Source organism: Paenibacillus durus (genome assembly GCF_000756615.1).
Lineage (GTDB): Bacteria > Bacillota > Bacilli > Paenibacillales > Paenibacillaceae > Paenibacillus_AQ > Paenibacillus_AQ durus.
Genome location: NZ_CP009288.1, coordinates 1,571,946 through 1,588,887, shown reverse-complemented (window position 1 = coordinate 1,588,887; position 16,942 = coordinate 1,571,946). Strand labels below are relative to the sequence as shown.

The window sequence follows — 16,942 nt, the reverse complement described above, 5'->3', positions numbered from 1 at the left end:
TTCAGCCCCAGTCTTCCAAAATTACACAGTTAGCAATCCAATAATACCACGATTGATCCTGATTTCACTGGGTAATTGATGGCATGCTGCTATGGTCTCCCCGATCCGATTGAAGGATCAACCTTTTACAGCCGAGCCGACCGTCATAGCATTCTCGACTTGTTCACTGAAGAACAGATAGATGATGACCATCGGCAAGCTCGCAATCGTCATGACCGCGCCCATGCCGCCCCAATCGGTGCTGTATTGCCCCTGGAAGAAGAGCAGGCCGAGCGGGAGCGTCTTCATCGCTTCGTCGGAAATCAAAATATAGGCAAGCATGAATTCGTTCCAGTTGCTTAAGAATTGGAAAATGGCAACGGTCGCGATGGCGGGAGTTACGACAGGCACGATGATCTGGATAAACATCCGGTAAATATTCGCACCGTCCATGCAGGCCGATTCCTCCAGCTCGCCGGGGATGCTTTTCATGAACCCGTAGAATATCAGGCAAGAGAAGGGCAGGCCGATGGCGACATAGGGAACGATCAGCGCGCCGTAGGTATTCGTCAAATGGAAATCACGAACCAGAATAGCTAGAGGAATCATGATGACCTGAAGCGGCATGAACATGCCGATCGTCATATACAATCTGACACTCTCGCGGAACTTCCAGCGCATTCGGGCGATGGCGAACGAGAACATCAGGGCCAGCACAATAATCAGCAGCGTGGAAATGGATGAGACGATAAAGCTGTTCATAAAATAGCGTGGAATATTGAACTGCGACCAGGCCGCCGTATAATTCTCAATTCTGAAATGCGTCGGAAAGCCGAACGGATTGGTGACGAAAATCTCGTCGTTGTTTTTGAGCGAATAAGAAATCATCCATACAAGGGGATAGACGGAAATAACAAAATATATCCATAGCGGGGTCTGAATCAGAACCGCTCTCAGCTTCTTCATATTGCACTCCTTCCTTACCGGACAGCGCTCTATTTACGCTTCGTTCCGGTCAAACGTCTTGTTAATAATTACCGTTGCCAAGAGGGACAAGCTGACCAACACGACGGAAACAGCGCAGGCATAGCCATAGTTGCTTTCCATGAAGGCATAGCGGTAAATCATGTATGTCAGGGTATAGTTGCTCGTTCCCGGTCCGCCGCTCGTCATAATCAGCATTTGTACAAACGCTCCGATCCCGGAGGTAATGGCAACGATCAGACAGAACTTGTAGGTTTCCTTCATCAGAGGAATCGTTACCTTACGGTGCGCCATCCATTTGGAGCAGCCGTCAATCGTTGCTGCTTCCATATACTGTTCGGGGATGGACTTGACGCCGGCATACAAAAGGCTGAACTGATACCCCATGAACTGCCAGGCATTGACGAACGCAATCGCAATAATGGAAACGGTCGGCGACGTGAGCCAGTTCTGCTGGTAAGGAATATGAAGCAGGTTAAAAAGACGGTTAATCAGCCCATTGGTCGGATCGTACATGGCAAGCCACAATTGGCAGACAACGGTGACGGACAGCACGACCGGGATAAAATAAGACGTCTTCAGTAATTTGCGTCCCTTGATGCGCGGGTCGGCGCAGGCCAGTGCGAGCACCGTTCCGAGGCCAATCTGAAACACCGCAAGCACAAGCGCGAAAATAAGGCCGTTGCGCAGAGAAGTAATAAGCAGAGGGTCTTCGAGAAGATCCCGATAGTTGGAAATCCCGTTCCAGGTTGCTGTGCTCAGCCCGTCCCAGTTAAAGAAGCTTCGGTATACGGTCTGAAGCACCGGATAAATAATGACGACACTATAGATGAGCAGGGCTGGAAGCAAAAACAGCGCAATCGCTTTTTTATTGCTTAAATATCTGTTCATGCAGTATGATTCCACTCCTTTTTCTTACGAAAGCAGCCCCGGTCCCCCAGGGAAGCTACGAGGCTGCTCCGCACTGACTTTTCTTGAACCCCGTTATTTATTCTCTTTGGCCAGAATGCGGTTAACATTATCTGCAAATTGCTTCACCGTAAAGCCGCTGACCATCATGTTCTGAGTATTGTCATCGATCACATTTTTGATCTGCACATTGTTAACCGCTGTCGCATAGCTCTTCACATTCGGGAGAACCTCATCGGCAATCCGCTTCATCATAGGAGGCACTTCGCCGGTCATTGGCTTATCCACTTTGACGGATACAATCGGGCTGCCCAGAACGGTATATTTATATTCGCTGTATTTTTGCGCAAGGAAGCTTGCCACTTTAACGGCGGTTTCCTTGTTCTTGCTGCTTGGGGACACCGAGAATCCGCCGGGAGAGCCTGCACCGTTGATAAAGCCTTTGCTGCTGTCGTATGTCGCCTCATCCTTGGCCGGCGTGTACATCCAGTCCACCTTGTCGCCCAGTTTCTCTGTGCTGCTGTAGATCTCCCATTGTCCGTTGATGAACATGGCCGCTTTACCCGAATAGAATTGGGATGAAGCCTGGTCATAGTTGGTGTTAGTGGCGTTGGCGTCGAACAGGCCCGCTTCCTGCAGCTTCTTCATTTGCTCGGCTGCCGTTACAAACGCCGTAGGCAGTGCGGCTGGTTTACCCGCTTCCAGATCACCGAAGCCCTTTGCGTCTTTCCGTGTTACCAATCCAGCGTAGAAGGCGGTAGTAATCCATTTTTCCTTGGCGAATATAGCCATTGGCGTGTAGCCCGCGGCGGAAAGCTTCTTGGCGGCGTCGGCCAACTGATCAACTGTTTTGATTGGCGTCTGAATTCCGGCCTTTTGGAAGATGTCCTTGTTGTAGTAAATGAGCTGGAACTCAATTCCCGTATAAGGGAAAGCGTAGACATGTCCGTCCGGAGCGGTAAGCCGGGATTCCAGACCCGTGTTCAGCTTGGATTTGAAATCGGCGGTATCCGGATAACTGTCGAGCAGCTCTACGTTCTTGGATTTGGCAAAGGTTTGGAGCGTCGTCCAGTCCGTCTCGTAAATATCCGGCATGTTACCGGTTGCAGCATACGTTTTCAATTTCTGATATCCGTCCTGTACCGCTTCATCCAGCACTATTTCCACATTCGGCATTTCTTTCTTCAGCTCTTCCACCGCATAGTCGAAAGGCCTCGCGGTATCCTCGTCAAAATGCTGCGCATATACCTTGATTTGAATTTTCTTCGTTCCGTCGTTCGCTGCGCCGCTGTTTCCGGAGGAGGCTGAATTGTCCGAATTCTTCCCTCCGCAAGCGGTCAGCGAGATCGTCAGGGACAGAGCAGCAAGCACACTAAGCGCTTTCATATATTTCCGTTTCATATTGAATCCCCTTTCTTTTCTTCTTATCAAAATTTATCCTCTTTCTGAAATCGCTTTTTGTTAGCGCTTCCAGTTGGTTGATGTCTCTAATTATAGTGAAGCCCGCCATTACGGATAAGGGTTAAACCGGGCATAATCGGTAATATCCGGGACAAAGCGGCCGCTTAAATGTCCGAAGTGCTTCGGAGCATTGGAGGGGATCGTCCCGGCCAAAATCGGAAAAAAGCGATCCTGTCCGGATCGCTTCATGATAACCCTTAGACCACTATTTTCCGGTCTGCCGAATACGAATTTCCCGCTGCTCGAACTCGGACGGCGGCATGCCATAATGCTTTTTAAAGCTTTTGCTGAAATAATTCGGGTCGGCGTAACCCACCCTTTCAGCGATTTCCGCCAGCTTGACGTTGCCTTCGGCCAACAGCTCTTTGGCCTGCTTCATCCGTATATAGGTGATGTAATCGAGGACGGCAATGGCTCCTTCCTTGCGGAACACCTTGCGCAAATAGCTGGAATCGACATACATGCCGCTTGCAACCTGATCCACTGTCAGCTCCGGATCGGAGTAGTGCCTATGAATATAATCTTTGGCGGCCAGAAATAGATTATACGATTTGGACGGACGACCGTCCGGCCTGTACTCGATCACCTTATGGTACATTCCGGAAATCCAGCCCTCTGTCTCCTCCCAGGAGACCATTTCCCGAAGACGCTGCTCCGGTGAAGCCGCCGGCTTCCACAGGCTCTCCGGGTTCATTCCTATTCCGCCGGCATAGGACAGACACAGCGAGACATAGCTCATGAGAACGGTAAAAGCAAACCGGTCCCCGGTACGCCGAACCCGAAACAGGGCGATTGTCTGGCCGATTTCATCCATTGCTGCCTCATGATCGCGCATCTTCAGCGCCATCAGCAGCGTTTCATGGGTTCCCGGATGAAGTTCATGCCCTACTAGCGGCGCCCCTTGTTCGGAAAGCGCTGAGGATTCATTGAAGAGCGCCCGGGCCTTCTGCGCCGCCTGCTCCACAATGGTTCGCCAAGGCCCCTCATTTCCGCCGGCTTCGCGCTTCAGCAGGGCGGCTTCCTCGCGAAGGCGCAGGGTTGCTCTTACTTTTTCCATCATGGACACGAACTCCCGCTGGTCGAACGGCTTGAGCAGATAATCGTGGACCCCCAGCCGGAGCGCCTTCTGCGCATATTCAAATTCGTTATGGCCGGTTACGAACACAATCAGCAGTCCGGGCACATTCACCTTCAGCTTCTCGGCCAGCTCCAGACCGTTCATATAAGGCATGCTGATGTCGATCAGCGCCAAATCGGGCACATACCGTTTCGCCTCCTCCAGCGCTTCCCGGCCGTTGGCGGCTTCGCAGCAGATCGTAAATCCTTGTCCGCTCCAATCCAGCTTGCTGCGCATGTAATAACGGAACAGCGGCTCATCGTCGGCTATCATCACCTTATACATTCCCGTCTTCCCCCTTCTTCCCGGGTATCTTCATTTCCATTACCGTCCCTTCTCCCGGCTTGCTGCGGACCGTCAGTCCGTACGGCTCGCCGAAATAGAGCTTGATACGCTCGTATACGCTGTATATGCCGATGGATGCGGGCCTGCCCTTTCCGGAGGTAAACTGCGTAATCCGCTGCACCTGCTCCGGCAGCATCCCGACTCCGTTATCTTCCACGGAAATCGCCACATCGCCGCCTTCTCTTCTTGCCCGGATGACAATCAATCCCTGGCTTCCTTTCGTTTTCAGACCATGGTAAATGGCATTCTCCACCAGCGGCTGAAGAGACAGCTTGGGAACGGGCACTTTCTCCAGTTCCTGCGGAATATCGATTTCATAGCGCAGCACGTCGGGATTTCGAATCTGCATGATGTTCAGGTAATCCCGGACATTGCCGATTTCGCCGGCAAGCGAAATCAATTCACTTCCCTTGCTCAGCACTACCCGGTAGAAATCAGCCAGCGCCTTGGTCGTATCCCGGGCCTCCTCGTTCAGCCCTAAATCGTTAAGAACATAAATCGTATCCAGCGTATTATATAAAAAATGGGGCTTGATCTGCGCGTGAATCAGGGCCAGCTCATACTCCCGCTTGCGGCCCTGTTCCTCGGTTATGGTATTAAGCAGTTCCTTAATCTGCTGCACCATTGAATTAAAGACCGAGGCGATTAGTCCCGTTTCGTCTTCCGTCGTCACCGGCGAGGTGACATTCAGGTCGCCTTCCTTCACCTTCCGCATCGCCTTTGTTACCTGGAGCAAGGGGTTCACAATGATGTGGGACAGCTTCCCCGCGAGCAGCAGCGACAGCAGCAGGCATAAAGCGCCGAATGCGAAAGTCAGGGCAAAATTCCGGCGGATATCGCCGTTAAGCGTTTGCAGCGAAACCATGTTCACCAGCTTCCAGTTCAACCTGTCATAAGCGGTAACCGTTACCAATTTGCTCCCTTCTCCCGAGCCAACAATGTCGGAAATCGGGGTTTCTCGCTCCAGAAGACCCGGAGATACGTTAGCCGCGAACGGCGTCAGCAGCAGCTGTTCATTCGGCGAAGAAACGATTCTGCCAGCGCCGTCCACAATATAATACTGCTTGGAAGCCGAGTTCTCGCCCATGACCTGCAGAATCGAAGCGAAGGTCGTCTCCCTGACATTGACAAACAGTGTGCCGAGCTGGCTGCCGGAATCCAGGTCGAATACGATTTTACCCAGCGTCAGCACCGGAACAGCGGGGTCGCTGACCATATAATCCCGCCGTGCCACCGGCAGCCAGCGGCCCACGCCGTAGCTGCCCATCCGTTTAACTTGTTCCGGCAGGCCGCTGTACAATACCTTCCTATCCCGGCTCTCCTGGGGAGGATAGGACGAGTACACCCTTCCGTGCACATCGACGAATACGGCCGAGTCCGCATCGGGAAACAGCACAAGGTCAATCGAAAGACGGCTCTCCATCAGATTACTGAATTTTTCCTCTTCGATCGCCTCGAGCGAAGCCGAGCGTTCATCATACAGACGGTTGATATCGGTCGTCATGATATTGGCGCTGCTCTCCGTATTTTTCACGATAGAATCCATCTGCGAGAGAATGAGCCGGGACTCGTCCCGGACATTGTTCTTCGTCTTCTCAATCACCGAGCGGCTGAACATTTCGCCGGACAACAGACCAAGCGCCAGCAGCGGAAAGATGATCAGCGGCAAAAAAATAAGCACGATCTTTCGGCGGATCGGCAGTCTCCCGAACCACCCCGCTATACCGTTTCGCATGCTCCTCCCCCTCCCCTTTTGACTGCGCTTGCAAAATGTCCGCAGGCTTCCATGGACCATAACCGCAACCAACCGATTTTATCGTTCATATATCACGTTCATTTATCACTCATTCATCGCATTCAATCATAACATTCATTGATCAACTCAAGCTGAGTTTCATTATTTGTGCTCTTGAAGAGAAAGTCAAATTATTTAGACAAAAAGGCGCGGAGAGCTTCAAGGTTCGGTAATTCCGAACAACGACAAGCTCTTCGCGCCTCAGTCCGCGCGCTATGCGAACCTGGGGAACCTCTATTGTCCAGAGTCAGCTGTTAACGGCCAACAATAAAAGTCAGGACGACCAGCACCAGCGTTAGCGTGACGCAAACTCCTTCCACAGCCCCGCCCTTCTTCGTGCCGGTGCTCATCAGCTTCAGGCGCAGCTTGAAGGGGAGGGGCGGCAGTGGAGTGATGCCCCGCTGGGTCAGCGAGTCCGCCAGCAGATGCAGCGCATACGACAGACCGCCGGCAATCCAAAGAAGGTTCCCGCCTTCTATTCCTTGCCCGGCAACATACAGCAGCGCCGTCCACCCGGCCACGCCGTATAGCGTATGGGTTAACCCCCGGTGGGGAACCACCGCGGCAATGACGAGAATGCTGCCCGCGATCGCATTCCACGGATCATAAGCGCTCCCGAACGCTACCAGGCCCACTGCGATCAGCAGCATGAAGAGCTTGCGCAGCCTTCGCCCCGGAAGAAACGCCACGCTGCCAATGAGCAGCGCCAGCACGATATTCCAAGGATACGGCGCAATATCCGCAAAATACAGAAAGACGGCGGCGGCGATCAACGTTAACTGCAGCGTACGCAGCAAAAAGGCGGGAACCGCACTTCGCACAAGCAGCGAATTTGGTTCGTCGATATCGGGCAGCAGCGAGCTGAGCACCGCTACGGCGACAACGGGAATTGTGATGTGACAGCCGGCCAACTGCATGGCCGACAGGGTGACCCCGGTGCTAATTACCAGGTGGGATTTGCCCATCATCGTTTTGCAAACGCCCCTTTCTAAGATGCTAGGAAGAAATGGCTGCGCCATCCTTTGACCGGGACGGTACCGTTTCTCACAAACACGAACACACGTGCGGTTATCGAAGTATACCAAGCCTTCTTCCTTTTGTCCAGTCCGTATCTCCCACGATTGTTCTCCCCTTGTTTTTAGGATACAATTTAGTCAGCTTATCCGTTTCCCAAGCAGCAGATTTATATAAGGAGAGAAACCGAATGTACAAGCTGATTGCCATCGACATTGACGACACGCTGATCAATGACGACAAGGAAGTAACCCCCGCCACGCAGGCGGCGCTGGAAGCGGCCATAGCTGCAGGTGTGGTTGTCACGCTCGCCACCGGACGCGCCTACGCATCCGCTCAGGCCATTGCCCGCCAGACAGGACTTAATGTGCCGATCATTACCTATCAGGGCTCCCTGGTGAAGAATCTGATGGACGAAAAAGTGCTGTACGAGCGCTTCGTGCCTCAGGACGCGGTTCGTAAAGTTTTTGAATACTGCATAGAGCACAACCTGCACCTGCAAACTTATGTCGACGATAAGCTGTATTCCCGCGATGAGAACCAGAAGCTGATCGATTATGCGGCGGCGAACAGGACCCAATATTACGTTGATCCAGACACGGAAAAGCTGGCCGGGATCAAGACGCCCAAGCTGCTGATCATCGACGATCCCGCCTTCCTGGACGAACTGGCGCCTAAACTCCGGGAGCTGCTCGGCAGCGAGGTTCACATTACCAAATCGAAGCCGCATTATCTGGAAATCACGCACAAGGAAGGTACGAAAGGGCTGGCGCTCGAATTTCTGGCCGACTATTTCGGCTGCAAAGTGTCCGAGACTATCGCCGTCGGCGACTCGTGGAACGACCACGAAATGCTGGAGACCGCCGGTCTTGGCGTAGCGATGGGCAATGCCATTCCGGCGCTGAAAGAGATTGCGAATTATGTAACTGCAAGCAATAATGAGGACGGAGTCAAGCAAGTTATCGATAAATTTATCCTGCAAAAATAACAAAGGGAGCGCGGACCCGTGCAATACGGATCTTGCGCTCCCTTCGTCTGTATCAGGTACAGAACAACAAGCGTTATATGCCGGTGCTGTACGCCGGATGATAAAGGTCCAGCCATTCGAGAACGAATCTGGCGGCATTCAGCGCCGCCAAATCCAGGTTGGAGGTGAACAGCTCTTCCGCAGCGCTACCGGCGATGTCGGAAATGGCGCGCACGGCCAGAAACGGCACACCGAACCGGTACGCGGTTTGGGCGACAGCGGCCCCCTCCATATCCGTCGCAAGCGCTTCGGGAAACCGTTCGCGGATAAAGTCTGCGGCCTCACGGCGGCCGATAAAAGAATCTGCGGTCGTTATCAGGCCCGTAAAGACTCTCTCTTCCGGCTCCCTGGCGGCTGACAGCTGGCGGGCGAGCGCCAGAAATTCCTCCTGAACCGGGTAACGGGCCGGCATCCGCGGAACCTGACCGTAAACGTACCGCTGAAAAGCCGTCGCATCGACATCGCTGTAAGCCAGCTCCGCTGCGACGACGACATCGCCGATCCGCAGGCCGCTGCCGATGCCGCCGGCTGAACCGGTATTAATAATCAGCTCCGGTTGGTACCGCTCAATTAATAGCGCCGTTGTCAGTGCCGCATTGACTTTGCCTACGCCGCTTTGCAGCAGCACGATCTCCCGTCCGTCCAAAGTTCCGGTGTAATAAATTCCTCCCGCCGCTTCCGATCTGTGAACATTCTTGAGGCGGCCCAGCAGCCATTCCACCTCTTCTTCCATTGCGCCTATGATCGCTATGCTCATCCATTCGACTCCTTTATGCAAGCTTCACTGTAATGTTTCGCGGCCGTCTGCGGCTAATCCCGGCGGGCCTTGCGGGCGAACCGGTTCCCCGCAGATTGTATGCCCTGAACAAAAACGATGAGAATGGCGACCGTAACGAGGATAACGAAGGTGTCAAAACGCTGATATCCATAGGAAATGGCGAGATCGCCGATGCCTCCCCCGCCAACTGTTCCGGCCATCGCCGTTGCGCCGATAAGTCCAATGGTCGCGGTAGTCATCGTCAGAATGAGGGAACCGAACGCCTCAGGGAGCAGAAAATGCCAGATCACCTGAAACGTCGTCGCCCCCATCGCTTCAGCCGCTTCCATGATTCCGGGACTGACTTCCAGCAGAGAGTTCTCTACCAGCCGGCCGATATACGGCGCCACATAGACAACCAGGGGAACGATGGCGGCGCTGGTCCCAATCGAAGTATGAACGAGCATCCGGGTAAAAGGAATAATAGCGACCAGCAAAATAATAAACGGCAGCGACCGGACCACATTGATTAGCGGATTAAGCACAGCGAATACGAACCGGTTCTGCAGGATGCCTCCAGGCCGGGTAATGACAAGCACGATGCCGATCGGAATACCGAGCAGCGCCCCAAAAAACAGCGATACCCCTACCATGACCACCGTTTCACGCAGCGCTTGAAACAACTGATCCGCTGTAATAATCGTATTCATACCGCTGTCACCTCCTTAATCACCCGGTCCTTATGACTTTCTGCAATAACCGGGTCCTTTCGCTGGTTCTGAAATTCCTGAAGCTCCTGAAGCTCTCCTATCTCAACGCCCCGTGATCCGAGAAATTCAACAGCCCGGAAAATATCCCGATCCTCGCCGCCGAGCTGCACAATCATCGTACCCAACGTCGTGTTCTGGATTTGGCTCATGTTGGCAAACAGAATGTTGACGCTGACGTTATATTTTCGAATCAGGCTGTCGATGATTGGCTCCGAGGCATTGCCGCCTACAAATTTCAATTTAAACAGCCGCCCCACTCCATCCGGATTCAGGCTCTGGAGCACGCTTTCCGGCACCGAGGTTTGAATAACGGTCCGCACAAAGCTCTCCGTAGTAGGATGCTGAGGATTGCCGAAGACTTCAAGCACCTCGCCCTGCTCGATGATCTCGCCTTTTTCCATGACGGCTACCTTGTTGCAGATTTGCTGAATGACGGCCATTTCATGCGTGATCATCAGAATGGTGATATGATATTCTTCATTTATTTTTTTCAGCAGGTCCAGAATGGATTTGGTCGTCTGCGGATCAAGCGCTGAGGTAGCTTCGTCGCAGAGAAGAATCGAAGGATTGCTCGCCAGCGCCCGGGCAATGCCGACCCGCTGCTTCTGGCCCCCCGACAGTTCCTTCGGGTAGCTGTCCGCTTTGTCGGCCAGCCCGATAAACTGCAGCAGCTCGGTCACGCGCTCACGGATGCGCTTCTTGTCCTGCTTCAGCAGCATGAGCGGAATCGCGATGTTATCGTATACCGTCTTCGATTCCAGCAGGTTGAAATGCTGAAAGATCATGCCGATTTTCTTCTTGGTCTTGCGAAGCTGTGCCGGAGAGAATTGATCCAGGGCTTCACCTTCAACGAAGACCCGGCCTTTCGTCGGGCGCTCCAGATAGTTGACCATCCGGATCAGTGTGCTTTTGCCGGCGCCGCTGTACCCGATCACTCCGAATATATCGCCTTTATCCACCCGCAGGTTTACGCCCTTCAGCGCTTCGATCGTCTGTCCTTTGCGTGTAAACGTCTTGTGAATATCCTTTAATTCAATCATCCTCATGGTCTCCCTTCGCTTAACTGAACGGCAGACTTGCGGAAAATTCCCGTTCTTGCAATCCGCTTGGCGGCTTCCAGCAGCTGCTCTTCGCTGTTCACCAGTCCGATCCGCACATAGGAATCGCCCTGCGAGCCGAAGCCCTCGCCCGGTGCGACCGCAACATGGGCCTCTTCCAGCAGCTTCTCGGCAAATTCCCGCGAACGGTAGCCTTCCGGCACTTTAAACCAGGCGAAGAAGGTTCCTGCGGGAGCGGAAACCTCCCAGCCGATGCTCCGCAGCTTCGAGACTAAAGCATCGCGTCTGCGTTCATAGCGCTCCACGAGCCGTCCCACATTGTCCTGAGGTCCAAGCAGAGCGGTCGCGGCCGCATCCTGCACCCCTCCGAAGATCGTGCTGTACGCATGCGTATGGAACAGCTTAAGGGCGCGGATGATCGAAGCGTTGCCGGCAGCGAACCCAAATCGCCAGCCCGCCATATTGTAGGTCTTGGACAGCGTATAAATTTCCACGCCGTATTCCTTGCCGCCCGGTATCTGCAGAAGACTGATCGGCCTCAGGCCCCCAAACCCGAACGCGCCGTAGGCAAAATCGTTCACCACCGGGAAATGATGCTTGGCGGCTAATGCGAGCGACTGCTCGAAGAAGCCCCTCGTTGCCACCGCTCCGGTAGGATTGTTCGGATAATTAAGCAGCAGCAGCTTCACACGCCGGATGATTTCCTCCGAAACCGTGCGGTAATCCGGAAGAAATCCGTCTTTCTCGTATACGGGGATCGCATGCACCTCCGCCCCGGCCATCGCAGCCGCCGCATAATAGGGAGGATAGGCCGGGTTAGCCGTCAGCAGAACATCGCCGGTTCCGAGCAAGGTTTGCGCGATCCCCATAATTCCGGTGCTCGACCCGTGAAATACGGCGATTTCCGTTTCGGGGTCCAGATCAACGTCATACTCGCGCTTGTAGAAGGCAGCGACAGCTTCAAGGGTGCTCTTTTTCCCGTAAAAAGGAGGGTATCCATGGTTCTCCGGCTTGCCGGCCGCTTCCTTTAGGCTTCGGACAATATGCTCCGGGGTCGGCTGATCCGGATTGCCGCTGGACAGATCGATAATATCAATGCCCCTGCTGCGGTAGTCGGCTACCTTTTCCTTAAGCGCCCTGAAATAGTGCTCGGGAAGCCGGCCAATGACAGCGGAAGGTTTAAAATTCGCCATGATGACACCTCCTCCTGATTATTATTCGTTAAAATAAGCCGGCAATCTGTAGCCTTCATAAGCAGAGTTGGATTTGATGTAGTCCTTGAATTCCTGTGAATGATAGCCTTCGATGATATCCTTTACGAACTGCTTGTCTTTATTTTTGCTGTCTACAGCCACGATGTTGGTGAACGGGTCCGTCATATTTTCAAGCTTAAGCGCCGTTGTGAGTTTGATGTTATTCGCAATAGCAAAGTTGCCCTGAATGGCGGCAAAATCCACATCCTGAAGCGCCTGAGGTCCTTGAGCGGGCTCTGTCGGCACAAATTTGATATTATGCGGATTAGAAGTTACATCGTTAAGTGAAGTTTGCAGCGGATCAATATTATCCTTCAGCGTAATCCAGCCGACTTCTTTCAGAATGGTCAAAGCCCGCAGCATATTAACAGGCTCGTTCGGCAGATTGACCTGGGCGCCGTCGCTGATCTCATCCAGGCTCTTATGCTTCTTGGAATACAGGCCCATCGGAGGAGTCGGAACTTGGACCGCGCCAATCAGATTAATCCCTTCTCTTTTGTTGATCGACTCAAGGTACAGGGAATGCTGAAAGACATTCGCGTCAATCTCCCCTTGCGCTACAGCCACATTCGGTTGAATGCCGTCCGTGAACTCCTTGTATGTAATCTTGTACCCTTTTTTCTCAAGGTAAGGCGCAACGCCGTTCTTGAACTGATCGCTGTAAGGCCCCGGGTTAAAGCTGATGCGCAGCGTTTTGGATTCCTGCTCCGAACCGTTCCCTGACGAAGCGGCGTTGGAGCTGTTCCCGCATCCCGAGATCAGAAGCACAACAGCCATAATCACAAACAGCGGCGATACCCATCGATTCATTACCTTTTTCATTAACATTCTTCCCCCTTAAATATCCATCCAATAGATTTCTCCGATTATCTCATTTAACCAATTAAATCAATCGGATTTATTTGTTTTTCATGATAGTATGCATCTTTATGGCTGTCAATACGTTATAACACTGGGATTATCTATTTTTTATTTATTCATTGGATGAAATATGAAATACTAGTTTACTTTAAATTCCGAGTATGCTACTTTGAAATAAGCGCAGGAGAAACTAGATTTGACAAGTGGAAGGAAGAGACTCATGGCTAAAGTCGAAAGTTTTCAATTGGATCATACGAAAGTCAAGGCGCCTTATGTACGGGTTGCCGGAACAGAACGAAACGCAGCAGGCAGTATTGTTCAAAAATACGATCTGAGACTGCTTCAACCCAATACCGACGCGCTGCCGACCGCTGCCCTTCATACACTGGAGCATTTGCTGGCAACTTACTTGCGCGATGAGCTGCCCGGAATCATTGATATTTCGCCTATGGGATGCCGCACCGGCTTCTATCTGATTATCTGGGACGAGCATGAGCCATCTGCGGTAGCGGCGGCGCTGACCAAAGTGCTGCGCAAGGTTCTGGAAACAGAGACCGTACCTGCGGTCAGCGCTCTGGAATGCGGCAACTACAAGGATCATTCCCTGTTCAGTGCGAAGGAATATGCGAAGCTTGTGCTTGAGGCGGGCATTAGCGACGATCCCTTCACGCGCCGTTAAAGAGCGGTAAAGAACGATGCTGACAATCGATTTGACCGGCAAGACGCTGGTCATTACCGGAGGTCTGTCCGGTATCGGCAAAGGCATTGCGGATCTGTTCCTGAAGGCGGGCGCCAATGTCGTTATCGGAGATATCGCGTGTGAATGGAAGGAAATCATCAGTGACAGTCTGGCGGTTATCCGCTGCGACGTTACTCGCGCGGAGGACGCAGATAAACTGATCAGCTTTGCTGTGGAGACATTCGGCAGAATCGATTTCGTGGTGAACAACAGCGGCATTTCAACGATGGATTTTGCAGTGGACATCAAGGAAGGCGATTGGGACAAGGTCATGGACGTCAACGCCAAAGGCGTCTATCTTGTCTCCCAGGCGGGAGCGAGGCAAATGCTCCGGCAGGGCGGCGGCGGACGCATCATCAATATCGCCTCGCAGGCCGGCAAGAACGGTTACCGCTGCATGGGCGGATATGTCGCTTCCAAGCATGCCGTGCTTGGATTTACGAAGGTTATGGCTCTGGAGCTTGCCCGCGAGCAGATTCTGGTGAATGCGGTTTGTCCGGGCATTGTCGAGACCGACATGAAGCGCCGCGAACGCGTGGAAGGCGCACAGCTGCGCGGGATGACGCCGGAGGACATTCTTGCCGAGGACTGTTCACAGGTGCCGCTGGGCCGGACGGCGCAGCCGGAGGATGTCGCGAACGTTGTGCTTTTTCTGGCCAGCCCGCTTGCCTCGTACATGACCGGACAGGCGATCAATGTGACGGGCGGCATGACGATGAATTAGGGCCGCTAAAGAAGAAACGCCTGCGCCGTCCTCTCTGAAGGAGGGCACTCCTCCCCAAAATCGAAACAGCGGCAGTCATGGACGAAATAAAGTCCTAGTCTGCCGCTGTTTTATTGAACTATCGTTCTCCGTAACGACGTTAGATTTGTATGTCGCAACCGTCAAAACACTGACCCGATTGAATAAGTTTTACCGCATCTTTTACTGCTTTCTGCTGAAATTCCGAGAGACGACTTTCATCCCCGTCCCAATTATTAAGCCACCAGAAAAATGAGCATATATTTCGGTAGTTCATAAACATCGGAATCTGCTGCAACCAGTATTTATCGAGGTCATTATGCTTGAAGTATCCTGTTAAGAAATCATTCAGGAAGCGCTTAGAGAACTCATTTTTTGATTTTCGATCATGGGCTGGGGAGCCCCACCAACAGGCATGAGATGCTGCAATTGCAATGTCCAAGGCAAACCAACCATATAGGCTATCATCAAAGTCAAAAACCGTGATGTCTCCGTTATCTATATAAAAATTATAAGGATGAAAATCATTATGAATCAATCCATACGCATTGCTATCTCGAGGAAGTGAAGCGATGGACTGTTCGAGCGATCTCAACTTCTCAAGAATCACCTGATAATTACCTTGCTGTAACCAAGGATTTTCTATTCTCCAGATTGCCCAATCATTCCGTTTTACACCTATAACATCATATGATTTTGAGAGTCGATGCATTTGCCCCATCGTTTCTCCCCACTTATGGAATATAGCCGTTCCCCACATATGCGGCTGGTCTTTTTCAAAAAATCGCCCTGTTGCCATCTCGAATGAAGTAGCAATGATACTCTGATCAGACTCATTATAAATAACGGTTAACTGACCATCATAGCTCTTAATAGGTAACGAAACATGTACTCCATTGTTAGCTAAGTAGGAGACCCACTCCACTTCTGCTTTTATTTTTTCAATATAAGCTGAGGGCCGCTGAGATAACCGTAAGATATGAGGCTGATTGTTTTTAGTGAACTGGTATACTTCATTCGTTGAGTTACTAATCAAGATTAAGGTTCCCAAATCGAATTGAAAGGATTCTGACGCTCTTTTCAATACTGCTTCACTTACCATAATGTACCTCCCCATAGAGCTTAGTTCACTGGCCGGTATATCTAAGACTAATATATATTTTTGGAAATTTATAGACTTATCTTTTTCTCCCAATTAAACTAATAATTAACTCAACTTTCACAGCACAAATCTTTAAACAAACCCTTGATATAGATAGGTAAACTGGAGATCCAATCCTGGAGTTGAAAAAAAACGGCCGCTTTGTTCTTCTTGGTTGTGGCTTGGGACATTTCGAGAAATAAAGTCATCAATTGCTGAAGTGCGGTCTGGAAGTCCAGATCGCGGACCTCATCGGCAAAAAGAAAAAGGAGTCCTCCGAGCGTCCGATCTCACTGGATTGACGCCGTTCGTATTCCAACGCCAAATATCGACTGAACACAATCGTCGTATGGCTAAGGAGTTGGTCAAAGGAACGGCCTTGAAATTCCGTTCCCAGTTTCAAATAGCTTTTGGTGACTTTAAAAAAGGTCTCTATACTCCAGCCCATCCCGTAGATTCGTACGATTTCAGCGTCATCCAGAGTTACGTCCGTACTTAAAATGGCAAGCCATTCCCGTTGTGGGATGGTCAAACACCCGTGCCAGTAGTTCTGCCTTTTTACTCCGGTTCGGCTCAGAACGGAATCGTCGACGATGAACACCCGTACCCGATTCGATGAAATGAGCGATTCGAAATGGCGCACGATGCGAAGACTGAGCGTCTGCAAAAAGCGCCGCCAAGCATAAGAAGCTTGATTCAAAAAACGGTAGACGACATCTTTGCCGGGAAGATTCGCTCCGCGCTGGCTTTCAAGCATGCGAAACCAGTTTTTCCCCTCGAAGACCAGAGAGAAGACGATTTGAAAGACTGCGAGACTGGAAAGGCCAAACGACTTGGAAATTCCCGCATTTCGTAAGGATTTCCCGATTTGAAGAGTGACAAAAAGTTTGGAAATGCGAGACTGTTCAGACGGGGAACGTTGTGTAACATAAGAGTTACGCACCGTTCTTGTTGGCATGGTTGCTCGACACTTCCATGATACCAAACAAG

General features: G+C 51.8%; 16 protein-coding genes and 1 pseudogene. 3 read left to right on the top strand and 14 right to left on the bottom strand.

Translation table 11 applies throughout. The features are described from left to right. Positions 1–117 precede the first annotated feature (117 nt). From PDUR_RS07200 to PDUR_RS07175, 7 genes are all read right to left on the bottom strand, one after another. Positions 118–945, bottom strand: a complete 828-nt coding sequence (locus PDUR_RS07200) for a carbohydrate ABC transporter permease (protein ID WP_042205675.1) — start codon at positions 943–945, stop codon at positions 118–120. 33 nt (positions 946–978) lie between these two features. After that, complete coding sequence (locus tag PDUR_RS07195) at positions 979–1,854, bottom strand: carbohydrate ABC transporter permease (protein ID WP_042205674.1); 876 nt, start codon at positions 1,852–1,854, stop codon at positions 979–981. A 93-nt stretch (positions 1,855–1,947) separates the two neighbouring features. Then, positions 1,948–3,273, bottom strand: a complete 1,326-nt coding sequence (locus PDUR_RS07190; RefSeq protein ID WP_042205673.1) for an ABC transporter substrate-binding protein — start codon at positions 3,271–3,273, stop codon at positions 1,948–1,950. A 108-nt stretch (positions 3,274–3,381) separates the two neighbouring features. Next, the gene (locus tag PDUR_RS28635; protein ID WP_156130355.1) at positions 3,382–3,522 is read right to left on the bottom strand and encodes a hypothetical protein; all 141 of its coding nucleotides are present in this window, start codon (positions 3,520–3,522) and stop codon (positions 3,382–3,384) included. A 16-nt stretch (positions 3,523–3,538) separates the two neighbouring features. Then, positions 3,539–4,735, bottom strand: a complete 1,197-nt coding sequence (locus PDUR_RS07185; protein ID WP_042205671.1) for a response regulator — start codon at positions 4,733–4,735, stop codon at positions 3,539–3,541. Continuing rightward, positions 4,728–6,530 (bottom strand): cache domain-containing sensor histidine kinase, encoded by a 1,803-nt coding sequence (locus PDUR_RS07180; protein ID WP_042205670.1) that lies wholly within the window; start codon positions 6,528–6,530, stop codon positions 4,728–4,730. The genes PDUR_RS07185 and PDUR_RS07180 overlap by 8 nt, the downstream gene beginning before the upstream one ends. 314 nt (positions 6,531–6,844) lie before the next feature. Then, positions 6,845–7,558: a metal-dependent hydrolase gene (locus PDUR_RS07175; RefSeq protein WP_042205669.1), complete on the bottom strand. Its 714-nt coding sequence runs from the start codon at positions 7,556–7,558 to the stop codon at positions 6,845–6,847. Between the two features lie 236 nt (positions 7,559–7,794). Between PDUR_RS07175 and PDUR_RS07170 the strand changes: the two genes are divergently transcribed. Continuing rightward, positions 7,795–8,592, top strand: a complete 798-nt coding sequence (locus tag PDUR_RS07170; RefSeq protein ID WP_042205668.1) for a Cof-type HAD-IIB family hydrolase — start codon at positions 7,795–7,797, stop codon at positions 8,590–8,592. A gap of 73 nt (positions 8,593–8,665) precedes the next feature. Here the strand turns inward: PDUR_RS07170 and PDUR_RS07165 are convergent, their stop codons facing one another. From PDUR_RS07165 to PDUR_RS07145, 5 genes are read right to left on the bottom strand one after another with little or no spacing between them, the layout of a single operon-like run. Beyond that, on the bottom strand, positions 8,666–9,388 hold the full coding sequence (locus PDUR_RS07165; protein WP_042205667.1) for a 5'-methylthioadenosine/adenosylhomocysteine nucleosidase: 723 nt from the start codon (positions 9,386–9,388) through the stop codon (positions 8,666–8,668). 53 nt (positions 9,389–9,441) lie between these two features. Further along, complete coding sequence (locus PDUR_RS07160; RefSeq protein ID WP_042205666.1) at positions 9,442–10,098, bottom strand: methionine ABC transporter permease; 657 nt, start codon at positions 10,096–10,098, stop codon at positions 9,442–9,444. Next, positions 10,095–11,198, bottom strand: coding sequence for a methionine ABC transporter ATP-binding protein (locus tag PDUR_RS07155; protein WP_081949426.1), 1,104 nt, complete (start codon positions 11,196–11,198; stop codon positions 10,095–10,097). Before PDUR_RS07155 ends, PDUR_RS07160 begins: the two co-directional genes overlap by 4 nt. Positions 11,199–11,200: 2 nt before the next feature. Further along, on the bottom strand, positions 11,201–12,409 hold the full coding sequence (locus PDUR_RS07150; RefSeq protein WP_042205665.1) for an aminotransferase class I/II-fold pyridoxal phosphate-dependent enzyme: 1,209 nt from the start codon (positions 12,407–12,409) through the stop codon (positions 11,201–11,203). A gap of 21 nt (positions 12,410–12,430) precedes the next feature. Then, positions 12,431–13,291, bottom strand: coding sequence for a MetQ/NlpA family ABC transporter substrate-binding protein (locus tag PDUR_RS07145; protein ID WP_042205664.1), 861 nt, complete (start codon positions 13,289–13,291; stop codon positions 12,431–12,433). A 259-nt stretch (positions 13,292–13,550) separates the two neighbouring features. Between PDUR_RS07145 and PDUR_RS07140 the strand changes: the two genes are divergently transcribed. Then, positions 13,551–14,009, top strand: a complete 459-nt coding sequence (locus PDUR_RS07140; protein WP_042205663.1) for an S-ribosylhomocysteine lyase — start codon at positions 13,551–13,553, stop codon at positions 14,007–14,009. 16 nt (positions 14,010–14,025) lie between these two features. After that, positions 14,026–14,793, top strand: coding sequence for an SDR family NAD(P)-dependent oxidoreductase (locus PDUR_RS07135; protein WP_042205662.1), 768 nt, complete (start codon positions 14,026–14,028; stop codon positions 14,791–14,793). Between the two features lie 139 nt (positions 14,794–14,932). Here PDUR_RS07135 and PDUR_RS27190 read toward each other — a convergent pair whose 3' ends face one another. Further along, the gene (locus PDUR_RS27190; RefSeq protein ID WP_052410106.1) at positions 14,933–15,913 is read right to left on the bottom strand and encodes a phosphotransferase enzyme family protein; all 981 of its coding nucleotides are present in this window, start codon (positions 15,911–15,913) and stop codon (positions 14,933–14,935) included. Between the two features lie 110 nt (positions 15,914–16,023). Beyond that, positions 16,024–16,910, bottom strand: a pseudogene (locus tag PDUR_RS27850) (hypothetical protein). Positions 16,911–16,942: the final 32 nt, after the last annotated feature.

Bases quoted from the DNA above. Each gene is read 5' to 3' on its own strand.
- PDUR_RS07190 (WP_042205673.1), bottom strand. From the start codon at position 3,273: ATGAAACGGAAATATATGAAAGCGCTTAGTGTGCTTGCTGCTCTGTCC.
- PDUR_RS07150 (WP_042205665.1), bottom strand. From the start codon at position 12,409: ATGGCGAATTTTAAACCTTCCGCTGTCATTGGCCGGCTTCCCGAGCAC.
- PDUR_RS07155 (WP_081949426.1), bottom strand. From the start codon at position 11,198: ATGATTGAATTAAAGGATATTCACAAGACGTTTACACGCAAAGGACAG.
- PDUR_RS07175 (WP_042205669.1), bottom strand. From the start codon at position 7,558: ATGATGGGCAAATCCCACCTGGTAATTAGCACCGGGGTCACCCTGTCG.
- PDUR_RS07165 (WP_042205667.1), bottom strand. From the start codon at position 9,388: ATGAGCATAGCGATCATAGGCGCAATGGAAGAAGAGGTGGAATGGCTG.
- PDUR_RS07140 (WP_042205663.1), top strand. From the start codon at position 13,551: ATGGCTAAAGTCGAAAGTTTTCAATTGGATCATACGAAAGTCAAGGCG.
- PDUR_RS07180 (WP_042205670.1), bottom strand. From the start codon at position 6,530: ATGCGAAACGGTATAGCGGGGTGGTTCGGGAGACTGCCGATCCGCCGA.
- PDUR_RS07145 (WP_042205664.1), bottom strand. From the start codon at position 13,291: ATGAAAAAGGTAATGAATCGATGGGTATCGCCGCTGTTTGTGATTATG.
- PDUR_RS07170 (WP_042205668.1), top strand. From the start codon at position 7,795: ATGTACAAGCTGATTGCCATCGACATTGACGACACGCTGATCAATGAC.
- PDUR_RS07135 (WP_042205662.1), top strand. From the start codon at position 14,026: ATGCTGACAATCGATTTGACCGGCAAGACGCTGGTCATTACCGGAGGT.
- PDUR_RS07195 (WP_042205674.1), bottom strand. From the start codon at position 1,854: ATGAACAGATATTTAAGCAATAAAAAAGCGATTGCGCTGTTTTTGCTT.
- PDUR_RS07185 (WP_042205671.1), bottom strand. From the start codon at position 4,735: ATGTATAAGGTGATGATAGCCGACGATGAGCCGCTGTTCCGTTATTAC.
- PDUR_RS27190 (WP_052410106.1), bottom strand. From the start codon at position 15,913: ATGGTAAGTGAAGCAGTATTGAAAAGAGCGTCAGAATCCTTTCAATTC.
- PDUR_RS07200 (WP_042205675.1), bottom strand. From the start codon at position 945: ATGAAGAAGCTGAGAGCGGTTCTGATTCAGACCCCGCTATGGATATAT.
- PDUR_RS28635 (WP_156130355.1), bottom strand. From the start codon at position 3,522: ATGAAGCGATCCGGACAGGATCGCTTTTTTCCGATTTTGGCCGGGACG.
- PDUR_RS07160 (WP_042205666.1), bottom strand. From the start codon at position 10,098: ATGAATACGATTATTACAGCGGATCAGTTGTTTCAAGCGCTGCGTGAA.